17 protein-coding genes are annotated in these 20,287 nt (G+C 69.0%); 8 read left to right on the forward strand and 9 right to left on the reverse strand.

Annotation, left to right across the window (positions count from 1 at the left end; genetic code table 11):
• Position 1 precedes the first annotated feature (1 nt).
• From AB0C35_RS42200 to AB0C35_RS42215, 4 genes are all read right to left on the reverse strand, one after another.
• Positions 2-766, reverse strand: a complete 765-nt coding sequence (locus tag AB0C35_RS42200; protein ID WP_358468940.1) for an ABC transporter ATP-binding protein — start codon at positions 764-766, stop codon at positions 2-4.
• A gap of 55 nt (positions 767-821) precedes the next feature.
• Complete coding sequence (locus AB0C35_RS42205) at positions 822-1,646, reverse strand: ABC transporter permease subunit (protein WP_358468943.1); 825 nt, start codon at positions 1,644-1,646, stop codon at positions 822-824.
• The gene (locus AB0C35_RS42210) at positions 1,643-2,491 is read right to left on the reverse strand and encodes an ABC transporter permease subunit (protein WP_358468946.1); all 849 of its coding nucleotides are present in this window, start codon (positions 2,489-2,491) and stop codon (positions 1,643-1,645) included. Before AB0C35_RS42210 ends, AB0C35_RS42205 begins: the two co-directional genes overlap by 4 nt.
• A 77-nt stretch (positions 2,492-2,568) precedes the next feature.
• Positions 2,569-3,636, reverse strand: coding sequence for a hypothetical protein (locus AB0C35_RS42215; RefSeq protein WP_358468949.1), 1,068 nt, complete (start codon positions 3,634-3,636; stop codon positions 2,569-2,571).
• 362 nt (positions 3,637-3,998) lie between these two features.
• Here AB0C35_RS42215 and AB0C35_RS42220 point away from each other — a divergent pair, with 362 nt between their 5' ends.
• From AB0C35_RS42220 to AB0C35_RS42235, 4 genes are all read left to right on the forward strand, one after another.
• Positions 3,999-5,066: a LacI family DNA-binding transcriptional regulator gene (locus AB0C35_RS42220; RefSeq protein ID WP_358468952.1), complete on the forward strand. Its 1,068-nt coding sequence runs from the start codon at positions 3,999-4,001 to the stop codon at positions 5,064-5,066.
• Positions 5,067-5,260: 194 nt separating this feature from the next.
• Positions 5,261-6,592, forward strand: a complete 1,332-nt coding sequence (locus AB0C35_RS42225) for a helix-turn-helix domain-containing protein (RefSeq protein ID WP_358468955.1) — start codon at positions 5,261-5,263, stop codon at positions 6,590-6,592.
• Positions 6,593-6,660: 68 nt separating this feature from the next.
• Entirely contained in the window at positions 6,661-6,867 is a 207-nt protein-coding gene (locus AB0C35_RS42230) for a hypothetical protein (protein ID WP_358468986.1), read from the forward strand.
• 1 nt (position 6,868) lies between these two features.
• Entirely contained in the window at positions 6,869-8,059 is a 1,191-nt protein-coding gene (locus AB0C35_RS42235; protein WP_358468957.1) for an MFS transporter, read from the forward strand.
• On the opposite strand, the gene AB0C35_RS42240 is transcribed toward AB0C35_RS42235, so the two are convergent.
• Complete coding sequence (locus AB0C35_RS42240) at positions 8,032-9,801, reverse strand: GAF domain-containing protein (RefSeq protein ID WP_358468960.1); 1,770 nt, start codon at positions 9,799-9,801, stop codon at positions 8,032-8,034. The two genes, AB0C35_RS42235 and AB0C35_RS42240, sit on opposite strands and share 28 nt — an antisense overlap.
• An 89-nt stretch (positions 9,802-9,890) precedes the next feature.
• On the opposite strand from AB0C35_RS42240, the gene AB0C35_RS42245 reads away from it, so the two are divergent.
• Together AB0C35_RS42245 and AB0C35_RS42250 are read left to right on the forward strand one after the other, a co-directional pair.
• Positions 9,891-10,364, forward strand: coding sequence for a cupin domain-containing protein (locus AB0C35_RS42245; RefSeq protein WP_358468963.1), 474 nt, complete (start codon positions 9,891-9,893; stop codon positions 10,362-10,364).
• The gene (locus AB0C35_RS42250) at positions 10,357-11,544 is read left to right on the forward strand and encodes an FAD-dependent monooxygenase (RefSeq protein ID WP_358468966.1); all 1,188 of its coding nucleotides are present in this window, start codon (positions 10,357-10,359) and stop codon (positions 11,542-11,544) included. The genes AB0C35_RS42245 and AB0C35_RS42250 overlap by 8 nt, the downstream gene beginning before the upstream one ends.
• Positions 11,545-11,659: 115 nt before the next feature.
• On the opposite strand, the gene AB0C35_RS42255 is transcribed toward AB0C35_RS42250, so the two are convergent.
• Positions 11,660-12,253, reverse strand: a complete 594-nt coding sequence (locus AB0C35_RS42255) for a hypothetical protein (protein ID WP_358468969.1) — start codon at positions 12,251-12,253, stop codon at positions 11,660-11,662.
• A 514-nt stretch (positions 12,254-12,767) separates the two neighbouring features.
• On the opposite strand from AB0C35_RS42255, the gene AB0C35_RS42260 reads away from it, so the two are divergent.
• A complete protein-coding gene (locus AB0C35_RS42260; RefSeq protein WP_358468971.1) occupies positions 12,768-14,258 on the forward strand; it encodes a DUF4419 domain-containing protein in 1,491 nt (496 codons plus the stop codon).
• Between the two features lie 243 nt (positions 14,259-14,501).
• On the opposite strand, the gene AB0C35_RS42265 is transcribed toward AB0C35_RS42260, so the two are convergent.
• The 3 genes from AB0C35_RS42265 to AB0C35_RS42275 form a co-directional block, all read right to left on the reverse strand.
• On the reverse strand, positions 14,502-15,458 hold the full coding sequence (locus AB0C35_RS42265; RefSeq protein WP_358468974.1) for an NAD(P)-dependent alcohol dehydrogenase: 957 nt from the start codon (positions 15,456-15,458) through the stop codon (positions 14,502-14,504).
• A 104-nt stretch (positions 15,459-15,562) separates the two neighbouring features.
• A complete protein-coding gene (locus AB0C35_RS42270) occupies positions 15,563-16,933 on the reverse strand; it encodes an RICIN domain-containing protein (protein WP_358468977.1) in 1,371 nt (456 codons plus the stop codon).
• 26 nt (positions 16,934-16,959) lie between these two features.
• Positions 16,960-18,378 (reverse strand): endo-1,4-beta-xylanase, encoded by a 1,419-nt coding sequence (locus tag AB0C35_RS42275; protein ID WP_358468980.1) that lies wholly within the window; start codon positions 18,376-18,378, stop codon positions 16,960-16,962.
• A 364-nt stretch (positions 18,379-18,742) separates the two neighbouring features.
• On the opposite strand from AB0C35_RS42275, the gene AB0C35_RS42280 reads away from it, so the two are divergent.
• Positions 18,743-20,191: a non-reducing end alpha-L-arabinofuranosidase family hydrolase gene (locus AB0C35_RS42280; RefSeq protein WP_358468983.1), complete on the forward strand. Its 1,449-nt coding sequence runs from the start codon at positions 18,743-18,745 to the stop codon at positions 20,189-20,191.
• The last annotated feature ends 96 nt before the right edge of the window (positions 20,192-20,287 follow it).

Genomic DNA, 20,287 nt, shown 5'->3' on the forward strand with positions numbered 1-20,287 from the left:
GTCAGGCCGCAGGTTCGGCGGTGCGGCTCATTTCCTTCATGGCCTCCAGGCGCGCGAGCACCTCGGCCTGGAGGGTGGCCACCGTGGCGTCGGTCTGCCGGCGCGGGCGGGGCAGGTCGATGGCGATGTCCTCGTAGATCCGGCCACCGGGCTGGAGCACGATGATCCGGTCGGACAGCTCGACCGCCTCGACGACGTCGTGGGTCACGAAGACGACGGTCTTCTTCGACTGGGCCCAGATGTCCTGCAGCTGCGCGCGGAGTCCCCGGGCGGTGATCGCGTCGATGTGGCTGAACGGTTCGTCCATCAGCAGCAGGTCGGGCTCGACCGCGAAGGCGCGGGCGACGCCGACGCGCTGCTGCATGCCGCCGGACAGCTGGCCGGGGAAGAAGTCGGCGTTCTTGGCCAGGCCCACCATCTCGAGATACCGCTTGACCCTGGCCACGGTGGCCTCGCTCTGGTCGTCCTGGACGTACATCATGTTCCGCATGACGCTGCGCCAGGGAAGCAGCCGCGGGTCCTGGAAGACATAGCCCATGCGGGTCGGGCCACCGTCGTCGCTGGTCAGGCTGATCTCGCCGGAGGTGTGCTCCTCCACGCCGGAGATGATGTTGAGCAGTGTGCTCTTGCCGCAGCCCGAGGGCCCGACGATCGACACGAATGTCTGGCCGCTCACCTCGAAGGAGATGTCGTCGAGGACGCGGCTCGCCCGGGGAGTGCCCAGGTTGAAGGTCTTCCCGAGGTTCTTCACGGTCAGGACTGCCACGAGAGCTCCCTAGGACTGGAGTGTGCGGGGTCGGGTCGGGGGTGGACGGCGGTCATCAGCCGTCCCGCCAGCGGAAGGCGCGCTTGATCGCCCGGTCGAGCACGAACCGGTCGAGCAGCACGATGAAGCCGACGAAGAGCACGACCCAGGCCGCGAACCCGCCGAACCGGTTGGCGTCGTACCAGAAGCGGGCACGGTAGCCGACGCCCCCGCCGCCGCCGAACCATTCGGCGAGGATGACCCCGTTCCAGCCGATGATGATCGCGAAGCGCACACCGGCCGCGATGTAGCCGGTGACGGCCGGGAGGACGAGGTCGCGGATGCGGCGGGCCACCGGAACGTTGTACGTCGACGACATGTCGCGCAGGTCTCGGGAGACGCCCCGCACACCCTGTGCGACGTTGACGATCACGAACGGCACCGAGGTGAGGAACGTCGTGACGATCGGGCTCATGTCGCCGAACCCGAACCACATCACCGTGAGGAACGCCCAGATGATCGCCGGGATCGACAGGCCGACCAGCACCGGGCTCTCGAAGAACGCCCGGGACAGCGGGGACAGGCCCATCAGCACGCCGATCGCGATGCCCACCGCGGACGCGAGCAGCAGTCCGGCGCCGAAGCGGTAGAACGTCAGGCCGAAGTTGCCGAAGACCTCGCCGCGGGCGAACTCCTCTCCGAGCCGCTGCACCACCTCGACAGGGCCGGGGACCCGGTCGAAGAACAGCGACATCAGGGACCAGAACAGGAGGAAGGACAGTAGCGCGGCGGCCCGGGCGGCGGCGTCGGAGGTGAGCCGCCTGCGCCACGCCGGCGTGCTCTCCTCGATCTCGCTGGTCGAGCGGCGCCGGTTGACGGTCGCCTGGAATGTGCCGCTCATAGCGCGGAACTCCTCTCATCCGGACGCCACGCGAGAAGCCGGGCTTCGGCCTTGAACAGGACCAGGCGCTCAATGAGGAGCATGAACACGATGAACAGGGACATCCACGCGAGCACGGCGGCGGTGTTGTAGAGCTGGTACTCGGTGCGGATCTGGAAGCCGACACCGTTGCGGCCTCCGAACACCTCCGTCAGCGCCTCGACCTTCCAGGCCACCGCGAAGCACATCCGGATCGCGGCGAACACGAACGGCACGATCGTCGGGAGCAGCACCTCACGTCGGATCTGGTGCGGCGTCCGCTCGAACGCCTCGCTCATGGTGATCAGGGACTTGTCGACGCCCCGGATGCCCTCGGCGACGTTGAGCGCGACGTAGGGCGTGGACACGAGCGCCACCGCGAGGATCGGCCCGAAGTTCGACAGACCGAACACGATCAGCGACAGGACCGCGTAGGCGACCGCGGGGATCGTGCCGGCGATGGTCACGCCGTCGTGGAAGAACGCCCGCCAGTAGTTGTACCGGCCCATGAGGTAGCCGACCGGCGCCCCGACCGCGGCGGCGACCCCGAAGCCGGCGAACGTCTTCAGCACGCTCGCCGAGAAGTCGGTGACGAAGTTTCCGCTCTCGACGATCTCGACCGCCGAGAGGAAGACCTCGTGCGGGCGGGGCAGTAGCCGGGATCCGTACCACCACGAGCCGAACTCCCACAGCAGGAACATCGCGATCCAGCCCACGGCGAGCAGGCCCACGCGCCGCCAGCGCCGCAGCCGGGCGGTCCTGCGGGCGCTCGCTTCGCGGTCCGCGGGGGGCGCGGCCGGAGCCGCGCCCACCAGCTGATCCGTCATCATCTCTCCTTTGCTCGGCTCTGCCGGGTCGGCTCAGCCGGCCGCACGGGCCCGCCGGAGGCGCCGGGAATCAAGGCTCAGGCCTTCGGGAGGATGGTGAAGTTGAGGGCCGGCGTGTCCTTGCCGACGTAGCCGGTCTCCTTCATCAGCTCGAACAGCTTGGTCTCGGTGTCCACCCATGCCTGGTCGAGGTAGGCCGACTCGACGAACCAGTCGTACTTGTTGGCCACCCAGTCCTGGATGAACGCCTTCTCCGCGGGCGTCTCGGCCGCGAAGTCCTCGGGGTAGGCCTTGATGATCTCGTCGCGGTGCTTGGCCCACTCCTGCACGCCGCGGTCCCAGATCTTGATCAGGAAGGCCGCCTCCTTGGGGTTCTTGTCGACCCAGGCCTTACGGGCGACGAAGACGTTGTTCTGCGGGTGGGTGTCGTCCTTCGGGTCGGAGAGGAACTTCTCGGCGTAGATCTGCGACACCGACTTGGAGTCGTAGAGCGGCTTGATCGCGCCGCCGGACAGCTGCTTGATGGAGAAGTCGGGCAGCAGCAGACCGGCGTCGACGTCACCGCGCTGGATCAGGCCGGCGGCGTTCTGCGGGTCGGTCACGACCAGCTTGAAGTCGCCGCCCCCGGCGCGCAGGTCGAGGTCGCAGAACTTGCGGGCGTAGATGCCCCACATGATGGTGATCGAGACGGCGCTGTGCGTCACGATCTTCTTGCCCTTGAGGTCGCAGATGTTCTTGGCGGAACTGTCGGCCGGCACGGCCAGGATGCTTCGGTCGGAGTTGAACTTGCCGAAGATCGTGGTCTTCTCGCCGGTCTGCTTCTCCAGGTCGGGTACCTCGTACGACGCGGCCGAGACGACGTCGGCGTGGCCCCCGGCGTACACCCCGAACTCGTCCCAGGAGGACGAGGTGAGGATCTGGATCCCGGCCTCCTCCTCCATCTTCTGCTTGATGCCCTGGTGCTCCATCCACTTCCAGACCGGGTCGGGCGCCATCACCATGTTGACGACGCCGTTGGCGTCCTTGGCCTCGCCGCCCTGGCTGGCCGCCGGACGGGACCCGCAGCCGGAGACCAGCAGGGCGATGGCGCCGGCGACGGCGACCATGCGCAAGGGGGTGGGGCGGATGATGCGGTGAGTGCTCATATCGGGCCTCCCAGAGGCTTTCCACCGGTCCCAAGGTGCGATCAAGGGGCGACGCACTGTGACGGTCCCGGGGTGGGGTGGGGGTGGGTGGGTTTGGTGGGTGGCGGGAGGTGTGACGCCTGACCATGCCTTGGCAATTCTTGCAAGTCAAGCATTTCCCAGAAAATTATGCATTCTCTTGTGCTCGACCGCGCACCGGCGGCCATCGGATGCACAGTGCCTGGCGGATATTCCAGCACGTAAATGAGGACGTACTGGTTGACAGCAACCACGCCGCACTCTAACTTCGCTCTACATAACTTAGGCATTCATGCCTATTTTGATGATCGCCAATGGAACATGAGAAGAGAGCGAGACCGCCTGTGAGCGTGAATCCGGGCACCATGGGCGACAGCCCGCGACGACGGCGACGCGCGCGCCCCGGGGTGAACAGCTCGACCGTGGCGCGTGCCGCCGGGGTCTCCCAGTCGACGGTCTCGCGCGCACTCCGGGGCGACCCCCGGGTACGGGAGGACACCCGCCGCCTCATCGAGGAGACCGCCGAACGGCTGGGGTACCGCCCGGCGTGGGTCGCCTCCCCGTCGCCACCGCGCTCGCGCACGATCGGGGTCGTCGTCTCCGACCTGACGAACCCGTTCTTCCCGACGCTGCTCACGCCGGTGCACGACGAGTTGCAGATCATGGGCTACCGGGTGGTGCTGTTCGCCGAGCGCACCGACATCCCCACCGGCCAGGAAGCCCTGATCAACCTGCTCAACCAGTCGATCGACGGCGTCCTGGTCACGACGGCCACGCTCGACTCGAAGCTCGGCGAGGCCCTCGCCGGGCGGAATCTGCCGGTCGTGCTCCTCAACCGGTACGTCGACGGCATGGACGTGGACCGCGTCATCTCGGACAACTACCAGGGCGGACGCGCCGCGGCCCGCCACCTGCTGGACCTCGGGCACCGGGCCGTCGGCGTCATCCGCGGCCCCGCGAACACCTCGACCAGCAGGGACCGGCACGCCGGCGTCATCGACGGTTTCGCGGACGCGGGCGTCGTACCCGACGAACGTTTCGTCCGGGAAGGACCGTACTCGCACCAGTGCGGCTACCAGAACGCCCGGGAGTTGCTCCGGCTGGCCACTCCCCCGACCGCGCTGATCTGCGGCAACGACGTGATCGCCTTCGGCGCCCTCGACGCCGTGAAGTCGCTCGGCCTGGACGTGCCGGACGACGTCTCGGTGCTCGGCTTCGACGACGTCCCGATGGCCGCCTGGGAGGTGTTCCAGCTGACCACGGTCCGCCAGCCGCTCCCGGAGATGGCGCGTACGGCCGTCCGCCTGCTGGTCGAGCGCATCGAGCACGGCGACGACATCACCGCCCGGCGCGAACGGTTGTTCGCCACCAGCCTCGTTCAGCGGTCGACCACGCAGCAGGTGGCCCGCTGACACCCGGTGACCGCTGGGCCCGGCTCTCGCTGGTGACATGCGTTCCTCCTCGGGCGGTAGGTCGGGCACCGCTCATGCGCCACAGCCTCGCCGCGTCAGGTGAAGCGTCACCATGTGTGGCCACCCATTTCTGACGCGACAGTGTGGTGGGCGACACATCGGCACGGGTCCGTGACCGACGGCACCGTGGCCTCATGACCTCCGCCTCGCTCGACCAGGTGACCGCATCCACGCCGCCTCCGGACGCCGGCGTGCGCCTGCCCGCATGGGCACGCGAGGCCTCCGACGGCGTGGACACGGCGGCCCTGGAGGACCGGGTCGTCGAGGCGGACCTCGCGGCGGCGTTCGACACACTGCGCGACAACGACGAGTTCGTGACCCGGCTGCGCGCCAGCGTGGTCGAGAACCTCCGCCACCTCCACCAGGTCATCGCCGGACGGACCGATCTCTCCGAGGTGACGCTCGTCGAGCCGTTCGCCCTGGCCCGCCTGCAGGCCCGGCTCAGATTGCCGCAGACGGCGCTGCAGCGGTCCTACCGGGTGGGCTTCCTGGCCATGTGGCACGAGTGGAGCGATCGGCTGGTCGAGCGGGCGGAGTGCGACGACGTCCCGCGCACGGAGAGCCTTGAGGCACTGCGCGGCATGACCGCACTGCTGCTCGGCTATCAGCACCACGTGGCGTCGCAGGTCGCGGACAGCTTCGCCCGTGCCGACGAGCTGCTGAGCCGCTCACGCGAACATGTGCGCAACGGCCTGGTCCAGCATCTGCTGCGCGAGGACTCCACGCCGCTTCCACCGTCGGACCTTGCGCTGCTCGACTACCCCCTCGACGCCGGCCACGTCACCGTGCTGTTGCCGGCGATGCCCGAGGGCGCGGTGCGCCAATCCCTCAACGCGCTGCGCGAGGCCTGCCACACCCGCGACATCCTCGTCCATCCGGTCGGCCCCACCGGCACGGTGGTGTGGCTGGCACACGCGCGGCCGCCGGGCTGGCGCGCCGCGAGGATCGCCGACCTGACCGGCTACCTTCGCGGCCTCGGCATCGAGGCGTCCGTCAGCGAACCGCACGCCGGCGTCCGGGGCGTGCGGGCCGGATGGCTCCAGGTGCAGGACGTGCAGCGGGTACGCGCGGCGTGGGGTGCGGCGGGCAGCCCGAGGGTGCTGGGCCACCTCGACGTGAGCCTCGAGATCCTGCTGATGGCCGACCCGGTCAAGGCCCGCGCGTTCGTCCACGCCGAACTCGGGCAGCTGGGCGCCGACGACGACCTGGCGGCTCGGCTGCGCGAGACCGTCGAGGCGTCCCACCGGTGGGGCAGCCATGTGACCACCGCCGAGCATCTCCACCTGCACGAGCACACCGTGCGGAACCGGCTGCAGAAGGCCGCGGAGCTGCTGGGCCGGCCGTTGACGGAGCGACGGACCGAACTCCAGGTCGCGCTACGGCTCGCACGGCTGCTGACCGAGCGGAACGGTCGAGCCGACGGCCCGGCAGTACCGCCGCCGGTCAGTCCCGGCGCGCCGGGATGACGCCCGGCGTGAGTACAGGGCACGGCCGAACCTCGCATCCTGGGAGTCCCCGTACAAGGAGCGAGCAGATGAACGGCGACGCGGCGCGTGTGAACCACTGGACAAGGCAGGACGCCGCCGTCAGCGCGGGCTACGGTTCGGCCGGCGAGCGGCCCATGGCGATCAGCGTGATCGTCGCGGTGGGGCCGGTGGCGGACGACCTCGTGAACCAGATCGCCGACCGGACACGCGCGCAGCCGGGCGGGGTGCGGCTGGGCTTCCCGCAGAACATCTGAGGTGACGGCCACGGCGGCGCACCCCGCACCGACGCTCCTCCTCGCCTGCCTGCTCGGCGGCTCGGCCGGCTGGTCCATGACGGCCCCGGGCGCCGCGGCGAGCACCATGGCGACCGCCTACGGCGCCGGCCTGCTCTGGGTCGGCCTGCTCACCGCCGCGCTGGCCGCGCCCTATGCCGCCCTCCAGTTCCCCGGCGGGGTCCTGGTCGACCGCCTCGGCGTGCGAACGGCGGCGACGGCCGGGCTGTCCCTCGTCGTGGCCGCGCACCTGGCGGCCCTGCTGGCTCCCCTGCCCTGGCTGGCGGTGGCGGCCAGGATCGCCTCCGGGACGGGCTTCGCCGTCTGCTTCGTCGCCGGAGCCGAACTGGCGCGCGACAGCGGCCGCGGATCCTGGGGCATGGGGATCTTCGGCGGCGTCGCGCTCGCCGCGTCGGGAGCGGCCGTGCTGGTGGTGCCGTTCGCCGAGCTCGTGCTCGACTGGCGGGCTCCCTGGGTGACTACCGCGGCGGTGGCCGCCCTCGCGCTCGCGCTGACGGCGCGGCAGCCGCCGGACGGGGCACGCGGTGCGGCGGGCCCGCAGGACGCTCAACCGGCCGGGCCGCCGTCGTCGAAGCTGTCGCGCGACGGTCAGATGTTCCGCCTCACCGCCGTCCACGCCGTCACGCTCGGGGTCGGCCTCATTCTCTCGTCATGGGCCACGACGCTGCTCGTCGACATCTGGTCGTTCAAGTCCACGGCGGCCGCCGTGATCGGATCGGGTGTGCTCGGCCTCTCGGTGGTGAGCCGGCCTCTGGGCGGCCAGGTCGCGGCGATGTGGCCCACCCGCAACCGCATGATCTGCGTCCTCGCGCTGATCGCGTGCTCGGCCGCCACCTTGGCGCTGTCCCGGCCGGGCGCGCCGGTGGTCGCGATCCTGGCCGTGGTGGTGCTCGGGCTGTTCAGCGGATTGCCGTTCGCGAGCGTGGTCGGCGCCGCCCAGGCGCGGCAGCCGAGACGGCCGGCGGCGGCGGTCGGGATGATGAACACCGCCGCGTTCGGCCTCGTCGTCATGGCGACCCCGGCGGTGGGGTGGGCGGCGGACCACGGTCACGCCTCCTGGACGCTGGTCGTCGTCGCCCTGCTGTGGCTGGTGCCGCTGCTCGCGCTCCCCGCCGCCGCCGCTGCTCAGCCGGGCGCCGTGTCGGCATCCTGACCGGGGATCCCGAGCGCGGCGGCCACTTCGTCGGCGCTCAGCGCGATCTGGAGTTCGGTGAGTGACCGCACGTGCCCGGTGGACACCCCCAACAATTGCTCGACCTTGCGGATGCGCAGGCCGACCGTGTTCGGGTGCACGAACACCGCCGCGGCAGTGGCGGCGGTGTTCAGGTCGTGGGCGACGTAGGCGCGCAGCGTCTGCTCGAGAGCCGTCCCGCGCGCGGCATCGTGGGCGCGGATCGGGGCGAGCGTCTCGGCGGCGAAGCGACGCAGCTCGGAGACGTCCTCGAGCTGCAGAAGCAGCCCCTGCACGCCCAGTGACTCGAAGCTCGCGACGGTGTCGGCCTGCCCCCGCAGCTGGGCGATCGTCGCCGCGCCGCGCGCACGCCGGTAGGCCGCGGGGTAGTCGGTGAGCGCGGTGCAGAGCGTCGAGACCGCCACGCCGGGGGCCGCCCCGACGCCGATGCGGCTCAGCTGACGCTGGAGTTGACCTGCCCGCTCCAAGGCATCGGCCTGATCCTTCGCCGGCAGCAGCAGGACGACGTCGTCCGCAATGGTGCCGACCAGCGCACGGGGCCGGGCGGCGGCCACCAGCGACCTCGCGACCGACAGGACGCGGGCGGACCCGGCATGCCGCGTGCCACCGTGGACCACGACCACGGCGTGCGGGTTCGTCAGGTCGAGGCCGAGCCGGCCCGCCCGCTCGGCGGCCGTCACCAGACCCGCCGGGTTCCCCGTGAGCAGGTCCGTGACCACCTCGCCGGACAGGCGCCATTCGACCTCGAGCGCCGTGCGTGCCCGCAGCACCTCCAGGGCGCAGACCGTGGCGGCGTGCTCGAGCGCGCGGACGTCGACCGCGGGCAGGGGCAGCATGGAGCGCGGGACCCAGATCCGAGCGACCGTGTCATCGTCGAGCATCACCGGCGTCGGGTGCGCCTCGGCGTCCTGCGGAACGAGAGGGTTCCTCCCGTCACCGTTCACCGCGGCCAGTTCGGCCCCGGTCGGTTCCTCGGTCACCACGACCGACGTACCGAGCACTTCGGCCAGTGCCACCGCCACCCCTGCGACGCCACCGCCCCGGAGCGCGACCTGGGTGAACTGCTCGTGCATCGCCTCACCACGACGCAGCAACTCGTGCTGCTCCGCTAGCGCGGCATTGGCGGTGCGCAACTCGGCGATGGTCTCGCCCGCCCGGGCGCGCAGCCTGGTCGTCTCAATCGCGACGCCCGCCTGGTCGGCGAGGAGAGAGAGCAGATCCTGCTCGTCGGCGCCGAACTCGTGGGGAGCCCGCTTGTAGCAGTTGAGCGTCCCGACGGGGACGCCCGAGGACACGACGGGAACGGAGATCATCGAGCGGTAGCCCTGCTGGCGCGCCACTCCGCCCCAGGGGAGAAAGGTCGCGTCGGCGAGAATGTCGGTCACCTGCACCGACGTACCGGAGAGGAACGCCTTGCTGGAGGGGGCCTGCGGCTCGTCGTCCGGGTCGAGCGTCACCGGATGGTCGGCGTTGACCTGCTGGATGTAGCTCGGCGAGAGGCCGTGGGTGCCGGTGATGACCAGCGAATCCTGCTCCTCCCTGACGAGCAGGACGGCGCAGAAGTCGTAGCCGAGCAGGCGGGCCGCCGTCTCCGAAACGAGATCGAGAACCTCGGGCAGCGAGACGGGTCGATTGAGCGCGGTGGCGATGGTCGCGATCGCCTCGAGCCAGGGACGCAACTGCACGGCACCGGTCGTCTGCATTGCGCGACTGTGTCACAACACCTGACTCCGGGCAATGCCTGTGTGGCGCCACATGTCCGAACGGGGCCTTCGAAGGCCACGGTAGGGCCATGACCGACCACGACCCGTCCCCGGCCGAGCCGCCGTCCCGTGAGGCCGACGTGCACATCATCCGCTCCGGCGACCTGTCCGACGAGACACCTCAGACGTCCGGCCTGAAGCGCTTCGAGGCCGTCTCCGCCCGCCGCCTCGGGTCGCAGGACCTGTGGATGGGACTTTCGGTGCTCCCTCCGGGCAGCAAGACCGGTGTGCACCACCACGGCCAGTCCGAGACGGCGCTCTACGTGCTCAGCGGGGTGGGCCGCTGGTGGGTCGGCGACACCCTCGACGAGATGCGGGAGGCGCGCCCCGGCGACTTCGTCTACATCAAACCCCACCTCGTGCACTGGGAGGAGAACGCCAGCGACACCGAGCCGGTGCAGATGATCGTCGCGCGTACCACCCAGGACGCCATCGTCGTCAACCTGGAGCACCACCCGTACGGACCCGCGCTCGACGACGGCCCGAGGTACGACCATGACTGAGGCGCGGCGCGCGGTCGTCGTCGGCGGCTCGTTCGCCGGACTCACCGCGGCCCTCATGCTGCGCGAGCAGGGCTTCGACGTCGATGTCTTCGAGCGAACCCCGACCTACCTCGACGGCCGGGGCGGCGGCATCATCCTTCAGCCCGACACCGTCCGCTGGATCGCCGAACGGCCGCACAGGTTCGGCATCGAGGACATCAGCATCGGCTCATCGGCGACGCGCTACCTGGGTCCGGGAAACAAGATCGTGCATGAGGAGCCCGCCGCCTGGCGGTTCAGCTCCTGGACGACGATGTACCGCGTACTCCTGGACGACTTCGGCACCGACCGCTACCACCTCGGCGAGTACGCCGTCGGAGTCAGCCAGGACGACGACGGTGTGGACGTCCGCTTCACCAGTGGCCGGACCGAGCGCGCCGAACTCGTGGTGTTCGCCGACGGGATCTCTTCGGTCGGGCGCCGGCGACTCCAGCCTCGTTCCCAGCCCCGCTACTCGGGCTACATCGGCTGGCGGGGCACCGTGCCCGAACGGAACGTGTCCGACGAGACCGCCGACCTCATTCACGACGCGACGACGTACGCAGTCGTCGAAGCCTCGCACATCTGCATGTACCCGATCCCTGGCGGCAACGGAAGCCTCTCCAGGGGAGACCGGCAGCTCAACTACGTCTGGTACCGCAATGTCGCGGAGGGCCCGGAACTGGACGAGATGGTCACCGACCAGCGCGGGTTCGCGGCATCCGTCTCGGTGCACCCCGGGCAGGTGCAGCAACGGTACGTCGACCGGATGCGATCGGACGCCTCGGAACTCCTACCACCCGCGGCAGCCGAACTGGTGAACCGCACCGACCAGCCCTACATCCAGATCGTCCTCGACATCGCCGTGCGCAACATGGCCTTCGGACGCATAGCCTTGATCGGCGACGCGGCGTTCGCCGCACGACCGCATGCCGCGGCCGGCACCGCCAAGGCCGCCGCCGATGCCCGGGCGCTCACGGACGCACTCGCCGCCGAGCCCGACATTCCTCGCGCGCTGGCAGCCTGGGAGCCGGCCCAGTTGGCGTTGGGCAACAACCTTCTCAGCCGAGTCGCCGAGATGGGTGCCCGGTCGCAGTTCACCAACACCTGGGATCCGGCAGACCCCGCGCTGCATTTCGGTCTTTACGGCCCCCACCGGTAGGCGCCCCAACCACCGACCACCGCCGCAGCGAAGCCACTGGCGACCAGAACTAGGGCGCCGTTCGCCACTGCGGGCCTTCCCTTTCCCATCGAGCCGAAGCAGCAACCGGGATAGATCATTCGGTCAAGGATCGTAGGTAGGTCATGAGGGCCTTGCCGCGTGGGGAGAGGCGGTAGCCGGTCTCCAGGCTTTCGGTGAGGCCGAGTGCTTTGAGGCGGCGGACGTCGGCCTTGAAAGGGAGTTTGTCGCGGTCCAGGCGTTCGGCCAGGTCCAGGGCGCGCAGGCCGGGGTGTTCCTCGATGAGGCGCAGGACATCGCGGGTCCAGGGGCCGCGGCGGCTGCGGGTGTCGACGGCGTCCAGGGCGGCCTTGAGGTCGGCCAATTCCTGGTCGGTCAGGTCGGCGTTCCCGGCCAGTTCCGATCGGGGGTCAGGGCCGCCCAGATGGAGCATGACGCGGTGGTAGCCGCCCTCCTTGGTGCTCTTGGACAGGGCGGTGAGCAGCGCCGCGCGGTCTTTGAAGCCCGAACGGAGGGCGTCCTCCTCAGTGATCTCCTCGGGGGTGACGGCCGTGACCGAGTCGATGACGATGACCCCCGCCCAGGTGCGCTGGGTGCTCCCCGCGCGGACCCGGGGCTCGGCCCACACCCGGAAGACCCGATCGATCCGCCCGCCCGCGATCCCCTCAAGGACCTCCCGCCTGAACAGCATCGTTCCCTCCCAGGTGATACACCTCTCCTCCTGCAATCTTCTTCGGAAGCACCTAAGAAAGGCCACAAGGCCCCCCACCGATCTCCGCTCCGCAGAAGACGCAACGTGTCCGGCCTGAACGTGGCCCCTCCATGAGCGACGCGAACCTGTCGCAGCTGTGAAGCGGCGGAGCTGACCGGTAGCGGGCGACGGCGCGAGTGAGTCGTGGCGCGGCAGAAGAGGACGGCCGGACGGTCTACGGGTTGGCACCTGTGACTCGCGGCCGCGGCGGCGCTGACCTACGGCTGCACTACGGCCTTCGGCGAAAATAAGGGACGCACTTGGCCGCACCCGCCAGAATTGGTCACAATGGCGCTGCATGACCTACATCTGATTTCTTGGCTGGACGGGTTCGGTATCGTCGGTCGATACCCACTTCCGTACTGGGGGAAACAGGAACGGTGGATACGCTGTCCAACTGGTCGCGCCATAAGTCCCGGGAGCTGGCATGGTGACCTTTCGGGTCGATGATGTCATGCCGGCCATCGAGCCGATGCCTACGCTGCCGCTTGGCGATCAGTTCGCCGATGCGGTGGTGGTCGGCGGCGATCCGTCCGTGCCCGTCCTGGAGAACAACGGTGTGCACCCATTGCTCAGCGCCGTGGGGCGTGCGTTCGGCGAGCATCGTCCGCTCGTGCTGTCCCCGGACGCGGTGTGGCTGACCATCATGCAGGGCCTCGCCCAGCACGTGCGCCTGCGTGCTGAGGAACTGCGTCCACGGCTGGTCGGCCACGCCGGCCGAAAGCGGCTCACGGTGGTGGTTGACGGGGCGATGCCCCAGGATGCCGACTCGTGGCGGGACGCCGTCGAGTCGTTCAGCAAACTGCTCCTCTCCGAGACCGCCAACGCCGACGAATTCGGCTGCGACTTTTCCACCAGCACCGATGTCGAGCGGATGGCCGGGCGAGTCGTGCTGCTCGACGTGTATTCGCCGTACTTCGCAGTGTGGATGATCTATGTCTGCGGCATCCCCTCCATCACACTGACCGGCACGGTCGAGGACTGGCAGAAGATCCGCGACCGGGTGGACACGATCGCAACGTACGGCCTGGAAACCTGGTGCCGGTCACTCGCGGCCATCGCCGACCAATGCGTCCAAGCCGCGAAGGGCGAGGTGTGCACCGAGTTCTGGCGGCGCATCTACAACCCGATCGACGCCTACGGCGGCGAGGTGATCACCGGCTGGGCCGCGCGTCTCTACCCGTACCTGATCGGTGGCGGCGAGGCCGCCGAGCCCAATCCGCTGCTGGAGTTGCCGATCGATGAACCCCGCAACGCGGCGACCGACCCTAACGGGTTCTACCTCGGCCCGGGCATCCGCAGCGACCGGGTGCCGGCCACATTGTCGCGGGTGAGGGTCAACGTCAACGACCGAGCCGGACGCGTCAACCGGGCCTTGGCCCTGCACGCCGGCCTGACCAGCGTCGCCCAGGACCACGACGGCGCGCTACGACCGCTCGGCGGCTGGTACCTGGCGCCCGCAACGGTCGAGATCGACGACGTGATCGACCGGATCGTCCGCGACCATGCCGCCGATCCGCCGCAGCCCCACCGCTGGCACTACGCCTCCGCCGAACTCGCGGCCATCTACCGCCGCATCGGCTCGGCGACGATGTTCGATGGCGCGTGGCGGCTGCGGCCGGCTTCCGACCACCGCTCGATACTGCGCGGCGCAGACCAGCGCCTGATCAAGACGGTCATCGACCTCGCCGACGGCAGGAGCATCAGCGCGGCCATCGACTTCGACACGCAGTCCTTCCACTGGATCGCCTGCCGCGTCGAACAGGCCGACGCCGAGCCTCAAGGTCCACCGAACCACAGGTTCCGGTTGGTCGACGAGCCCGCAGACGTCCCGGTTTACGGCACCTCGCTCGCACTGCTACTCGACGCCGCTCTGGACTCCGGCGGCGACATCTCCCATCTGGAGATCGGGCGACTTGACCAGTTCGACGGACCAGCCACCTGAACCACCGACGGAGGGTTGGCGTGCAGATCCGCCCTACCGCAGGGCCATACGCCGGTGTCTGGTGGGGCGAGATCGGTGTCGGCGATGACGACGGGGGCCATCGCCGTTGGCCCGATCTGGGGTGAGGACGAAGAACAGCCCTTCGCTCTCCGACAGCAGCATCCGGCCCACGCCACGCCTTCCTTTGCCTCACGCGGGGGCAAGTGCAATTCGGGTCATCCTGGCGTGCACGTGTCCCGGCGCTCAGTGTGGGGTTACGACGACCTTGCCTAGGGCTCGTCCTTCACCTACGTGGGCGAGGGCTTCTGGTACCTGGTCGAGTTCGTAAGTGCGATCGATGTGGATGTTCACGTCGCCGGCGACGCACAGTTGGGTCATCGGCTCGAAGTGGGATGGACCTTCCCTGACGACGAGTACCCCCAGGCGGCGGCGGGTGATCCGCCCGGCGGCCGTGCCGACCGTGAGCACGCGCAGCAACGTCCGTACCGACCCGCCCACGCACCGATACCGGCCGCCCGGAGCGAGCGCTCGACGGTAGGCGAACACCGACCGGTGAGCGACGAGGTCCAAGATGAGGTCGTACGGCTCGCGATCGCGGGTGAAGTCGTCGCGGTGGTAGTCGATCACGGCATCGGCCCCGAGTGACCGCATGAACTCCAGCTTGCGGCCGTTGTCGACACCGGTCACGTGCGCGCCGAGTCGTTTGGCCAACTGAATGGCGAAGGAACCCGTGCCCCCGCCGCCGCCATTGATCAGCACCCGGCGTCCCTCCGCGGCGCCCACCGTGCCCTGCACGGCGATCGCGCCGGCCTGCGGAATGGTCGAGGCCTCGGCGAACGTCAGCCCGGCGGGCTTGACGGCAAGTGCCGACTCGGACGCGACCGCGTATTGGGCGAACCCGCCCTTGAGCGCGAGGTTGTCTCCGTAGACCTCGTCACCGGGCTGGAAACGAGTGACGCCGGCGCCGACGGCCTCGACCCAACCGGCGATATCCGAACCCAGTATCGGACGTCGCGGCGCGCGCAACCCGCCCAGGCGGGCATAGAAGGGCGAGCCGCGCAGGCCTTCCCAATCGCTGAGATTGATCGACGTCGCCGCGACCTTCACCAGCACCTGCCCGGCGGCGGGCGACGGCATCGGGACGTCCTCGACCCGCAATACGTCGGGACGCCCATACCGCTCGTACACGACAGCCTTCATGTCCCCTCCACCACGCCGAAGGCGTCGATCCTCCCAGGTCGGTTACCCGTGGACGAGGGAGTGGAGCCAGGGTGGTCCTGGCTCCACTCCGTGGTGTGGGCGTGTTACTGGAACTGTGCGAAGAACCTCCAGATCTCTCCCTTGGTCCAGGTGGCGACGCCGCTCTCGTTGGGGGAGCCGTCGACCGGACCGGGCATGTGGCCTCCGTCGAACGCGGCCCATTGGACCGGGTACCCGGCGCGGCAGCCCGAGTAGGAGGTGGTGATGTGCGTCAGGCTGCCTGGGGCGGGCTCGCGCGGGCTCTGGGGAGTGCAGCCGTTGTTGGCGACGAACTTGTCGCGCAGGGACCGTCCTTGCGCGATGTTGAGGACGGAGTCGCTGATGCCGTGGATTCCGAAGTAGGCGATGGGCTGGGCGCCGCCGCTGCACCCGCTGATCTGGGCGCCGGAGATGACCGCGACGGCTCTGAAGGCGTTCGCCCGGGCGCATGCGAGTGCGTAGCTCATACCGCCGCCCCAGCTGAAACCGGTGGCGAAGCGCTGTGTCGTGTTGACGCAGAGGCCGCTCTCGATTCGCCGGATCATGTCGTCGACGAACGTGACGTCCTCACCGCCCGAGTTGGCCCAGCCGTTGCCGAGGCCCTGGGGGGCGACAAGGATCGCGCTGTTGTTCGACTGTTCCTGTTGGCCGTAGTAGGACCATGCGCTCCCGCTCGTTCCACCCGAGGCGACGTCGCCGGCGGTTCCGCCGCGCCAGTGGAACGCGAAGATCAGCCGATAGGGGTGGCTGTTGTCGTAGTTGGACGGAACTCGGAGGAAGAAGCTGCGGCTCTTGCCGCTGCTCTGGATCGTGTGCGTACCGCTGGTGAGCGTCGGGGCGCTGCCGCATCCGCCGTCGCCGCCGGACGACAGCTCGACCAGCTCCCACTGCTGGTTGGCGCCGCCCCAGTCGGCGTACTGGACGACGTTGCCGCCGTCGGCGGTGGAGGCGCCTTGGACCTCCACCGCCTTGCCGCTGCCGCGGCTGATCAGCCGGACGTGACCCGCGTCGGAGTCGGCCAGGCGGAACTGCTGGTTGGCCCCGTTGTGGTCGGCCCACTGCTGGATCGGGGCACCGTCGGCCGTCGAGGCGCCGGCCACGTCGAGCACCTTGCCGGAATGCCGGGCCTTCAACCGGTAGTAGCCGCCGCCGGAGTCCACGAACTGCCACTGCTGGTTGGCTCCGTCGTGGCGCGTCCACTGGGTGACTCGCGCGCCGTCGCCGGTGGAGGAGCCGTAGACGTCAAGCGCCTTGCCGCTGTTGCGATTGACCAGGACGTACCAGGCGTTGGTGTCCACCGTCGCCGCCTCGGCCGGCGCCGGGTTCACCGCGACGAGCATGCCGATCGTGAGGGCCGCCGCCATCGCGGCGGCGAGCCAGGACCGCCGGCGATGCCTTCGCGGAGGGGCGGGGGAAGCCGGACCGCAGGTCTTCATCGATTCGCCCTTTCGCTTGTGGCGCGTCAGGCGCGGGTCCAGAGCTGGTTGCTGCCGTTCCAGCAGGAGTAGAGCTGGATCGGGGTGCCGTTGGCGGAGCCGGCGGCGTCGAGGCAGAGGCCGGACTGGACGCCGACGATGGATCCGTCGGAGTTGAGGCGCCACTTCTGGTTGTCGCCGCCCCAGCAGCTGTAGATCTGGACCTTGGCGCCGTTGCCGGTGCCGGCGGCGTCCAGGCACTTGTCGCCGTAGACCCTGAGCTCGCTGGCGTCGGTGTAGGTCCACTGCTGGTTGGTGCCGCCGTGGCAGTCCCACAGCTGGAGCTGGGTGCCGTCGGTGGTGCTGGCGTTGGGCACGTCCAGGCAGCGGCCTGAACCGACACCCGCGATCGTTCCGGCGCCGGTGGGCGGGGGCTCCGAGGTGCCGCCGTTGAGGGCGTTGAGGACCGAGGTGTAGGCGGCCTTCTTGTTGCCGTTGCCGTCGAACAGCAGCGGCGTCTGCTCCGAGCGCCAGGAGTCGGTGTCGCGCACACCCCAGACGGTGATGCCGAGGCAGCGCGAGACGGCCAGGCAGTCGTTGGTCACGTTGGCGTAGGTCGTGGGCGAGGCGCCCTGGATGTCCAGTTCGGTGATGGCCACGTCGACGCCGAGGTCGGCGAAGCTCTGCAGCGTGGTGCGGAAGTTGCTGTTGTAGGGGCTGCCGCTGTTGAAGTGGGACTGGAAGCCGACGCAGTCGATGGGCACGCCGCGCTGCTTGAAGTCGCGGACCATGTTGTACACGCCCTGGGTCTTGGCCCAGTTCCAGTTCTCGATGTTGTAGTCGTTGTAGCAGAGCTTGGCGGCCGGGTCGGCGGCGCGCGCGGTGCGGAAGGCGACCTCGATCCAGTCGTTGCCGGTGCGCTGCAGGTTGGAGTCGCGGCGGCCTCCCGAGTTGCCGTCGGCGAAGGCCTCGTTCACGACGTCCCACTGGACGATCTTGCCCCTGTAGTGGGCCATGACGCCGTTGATGTGGTCGATCATCGCCTGGCGCAGTGCGCTGCCGCTGAGGCTCTGCATCCAGCCTGGCTGCTGGGAGTGCCACGCCAGGGTGTGGCCGCGCACCTGCTTGCCGTTCTGGACCGCCCAGTTGTAGACGCGGTCGCCGGCGGTGAAGTTGAACTGGCCCCGCTGGGGTTCGGTGGCGTCGATCTTCATTTCGTTCTCGGCGGTCACCGAGTTGAACTCGCGGTTCGCGATCGTGGTGTACACCGAGTCGTTGAGTCTGCCCGAGGCGATGGCGGTGCCGAAGTAGCGGCCGCTCTGCGCCGCCGCGGCGCCCAGTGTGGTCTCCGCGGCGGCGGCCGGAGTCGGTGCCACCAGAGCGGCGGCCGCGCTGAGCACCCCGAGGGCGCCGGCGAGGAGGACCCGCCTGCGGATCCCCGACCCGGGCATGGCGTTCGTACGCATGTCTGTTCCTCCATGAATGAAACGAGAGGTGAAAGCACGGAACACAGCCGTGCAACAGACGCCGCGCTCCATCACGGAAACGCACACACCACCGGGGCGTCGCGGACTCAGTGTGTGAGCCGGCACAGATCCCGTCAAGGGTTTCATAATGTTTCATCGCGTGGATCCGGCCGCCGGGTTGTGCGCTTCGTCTACCAGCCCGCCTGCGCTCGAAACTTTTCGAAGGCCGGGGGTCCTTGACGATGTCGCTCTCCCTCGTATTTACTCCGGCCACCACCACCTCCCCCTGATCGCCAATGAAAGAAGGTCCCGCTCGGCCGGAAATGTTAGCGCTAACACTCACGCTGATGAAGGGAAGAAGTTCATGTTGAGGACCGGTGCAGCAGTGCTGGCATCGCTCCTGCTGTCGGTGCTCCTGTCCGTGGTGAACGTACAGACCGCTCAGGCCGCGACAGTGGATGTGAACAAGTGGTACGTCCTGGTCAACCGCAACAGCGGCAAGGCCCTGGACGTCTACAACCTGGCGACCGACAACGGCGCCCGCATCACCCAGTGGACCAGGAACGACCAGTACCAGCAGCAGTGGCAGTTCGTCGACTCCGGCGGCGGCTACTACCGCATCAAGTCCCGCCACTCCGGCAAGGTGCTGGACGTCTACAACTTCTCCACCGCCAACGGCGGCTCGATCGTCCAGTGGTCCGACCTGAACGGCACCAACCAGCAGTGGCGGCTGGCCGACAGCTCGGGAGGCTACGTCAGGTTCGTCTCGCGCCACAGCAACAAGGCCCTCGAAGTGCAGGGCGGCTCCACCACCGACGGCGCGAACATCGTCCAGTACGACGACTGGGGCGGGAGCAACCAGCAGTGGCAGCTCGTCGAGGTCGGCGGCGGCGACCCCGGTCCGACGTGCGATCTTCCGTCGACATACCGCTGGACATCAACAGGCCCGCTTGCACAGCCCAAGTCAGGCTGGGTCTCGCTCAAGGACTTCACCGTCGCCCCCTACAACGGCAGGCACCTCGTCTATGCGACGACGCATGACACGGGGACGAGGTGGGGTTCGATGAACTTCAGCCTGTTCAGCAACTGGTCCGAGATGGCGTCGGCCAGCCAGAACACGATGTCGAATTCCACCGTCGCGCCCACGCTCTTCTACTTCGCGCCGAAGAGTACTTGGGTGCTCGCCTACCAGTGGGGTGGGACCGCCTTCTCCTATCGGACCTCGAGCGACCCGACCAACCCGAATGGCTGGTCATCAGAGCGGGTGCTCTTCTCCGGAAGCATCACCGGCTCCGGAACGGGACCCATCGACCAGACGCTCATCGGCGACAGCACGAACATGTACCTCTTCTTCGCCGGTGACAACGGCAAGATCTACCGGGCCAGTATGCCGATCGGGAACTTCCCGGGCAGTTTCGGTGCGAGCTCGACAGTGATCATGAGCGACTCGACCAACAACCTGTTCGAAGGCGTTCAGGTCTACAAGCTCCAGGACCAGAACCGCTACCTCATGCTCGTCGAGGCGATCGGCTCGCAGGGGCGCTACTTCCGCTCGTTCACGTCCACCAGCCTGAACGGTTCGTGGACACCGCAGGCCGCTTCCGAGGGCAACCCCTTCGCCGGCAAGGCCAACAGCGGCGCCACCTGGACCAATGACATCAGCCATGGCGAACTGATCCGCGCCAATGCCGATCAGACCTTTACCGTCGATCCCTGCAATCTGCAGTTGCTCTACCAGGGGCGCAGCCCCAACTCCGGCGGCGACTACGGACTCCTGCCCTACCGGCCGGGTCTGCTGACGCTGCAGCGCTGACGAGTGACACGGGTCCGGCTCTGGTGCGGACCCGGCGTGGGGGGGGGGGGGGGGGGGCGCCGGCCCCCCCCACCCGCCAACCGGCGCGGGTGATCA

It is taken from the genome of Spirillospora sp. NPDC048819 (genome assembly GCF_040650055.1).
Classification (GTDB): Bacteria; Actinomycetota; Actinomycetes; order Streptosporangiales; family Streptosporangiaceae; genus Spirillospora.

What these genes read in the sequence shown, in the direction of transcription:
- AB0C35_RS42280 (WP_358468983.1), top strand. Translation starts at nt 18,743, where the DNA reads ATGTTGAGGACCGGTGCAGCAGTGCTGGCATCGCTCCTGCTGTCGGTG.
- AB0C35_RS42225 (WP_358468955.1), top strand. Translation starts at nt 5,261, where the DNA reads ATGACCTCCGCCTCGCTCGACCAGGTGACCGCATCCACGCCGCCTCCG.
- AB0C35_RS42270 (WP_358468977.1), bottom strand. Translation starts at nt 16,933, where the DNA reads ATGAAGACCTGCGGTCCGGCTTCCCCCGCCCCTCCGCGAAGGCATCGC.
- AB0C35_RS42230 (WP_358468986.1), top strand. Translation starts at nt 6,661, where the DNA reads ATGAACGGCGACGCGGCGCGTGTGAACCACTGGACAAGGCAGGACGCC.
- AB0C35_RS42255 (WP_358468969.1), bottom strand. Translation starts at nt 12,253, where the DNA reads ATGCTGTTCAGGCGGGAGGTCCTTGAGGGGATCGCGGGCGGGCGGATC.
- AB0C35_RS42205 (WP_358468943.1), bottom strand. Translation starts at nt 1,646, where the DNA reads ATGAGCGGCACATTCCAGGCGACCGTCAACCGGCGCCGCTCGACCAGC.
- AB0C35_RS42210 (WP_358468946.1), bottom strand. Translation starts at nt 2,491, where the DNA reads ATGACGGATCAGCTGGTGGGCGCGGCTCCGGCCGCGCCCCCCGCGGAC.
- AB0C35_RS42275 (WP_358468980.1), bottom strand. Translation starts at nt 18,378, where the DNA reads ATGCGTACGAACGCCATGCCCGGGTCGGGGATCCGCAGGCGGGTCCTC.
- AB0C35_RS42250 (WP_358468966.1), top strand. Translation starts at nt 10,357, where the DNA reads ATGACTGAGGCGCGGCGCGCGGTCGTCGTCGGCGGCTCGTTCGCCGGA.
- AB0C35_RS42245 (WP_358468963.1), top strand. Translation starts at nt 9,891, where the DNA reads ATGACCGACCACGACCCGTCCCCGGCCGAGCCGCCGTCCCGTGAGGCC.
- AB0C35_RS42240 (WP_358468960.1), bottom strand. Translation starts at nt 9,801, where the DNA reads ATGCAGACGACCGGTGCCGTGCAGTTGCGTCCCTGGCTCGAGGCGATC.
- AB0C35_RS42260 (WP_358468971.1), top strand. Translation starts at nt 12,768, where the DNA reads ATGCCGGCCATCGAGCCGATGCCTACGCTGCCGCTTGGCGATCAGTTC.
- AB0C35_RS42265 (WP_358468974.1), bottom strand. Translation starts at nt 15,458, where the DNA reads ATGAAGGCTGTCGTGTACGAGCGGTATGGGCGTCCCGACGTATTGCGG.
- AB0C35_RS42215 (WP_358468949.1), bottom strand. Translation starts at nt 3,636, where the DNA reads ATGAGCACTCACCGCATCATCCGCCCCACCCCCTTGCGCATGGTCGCC.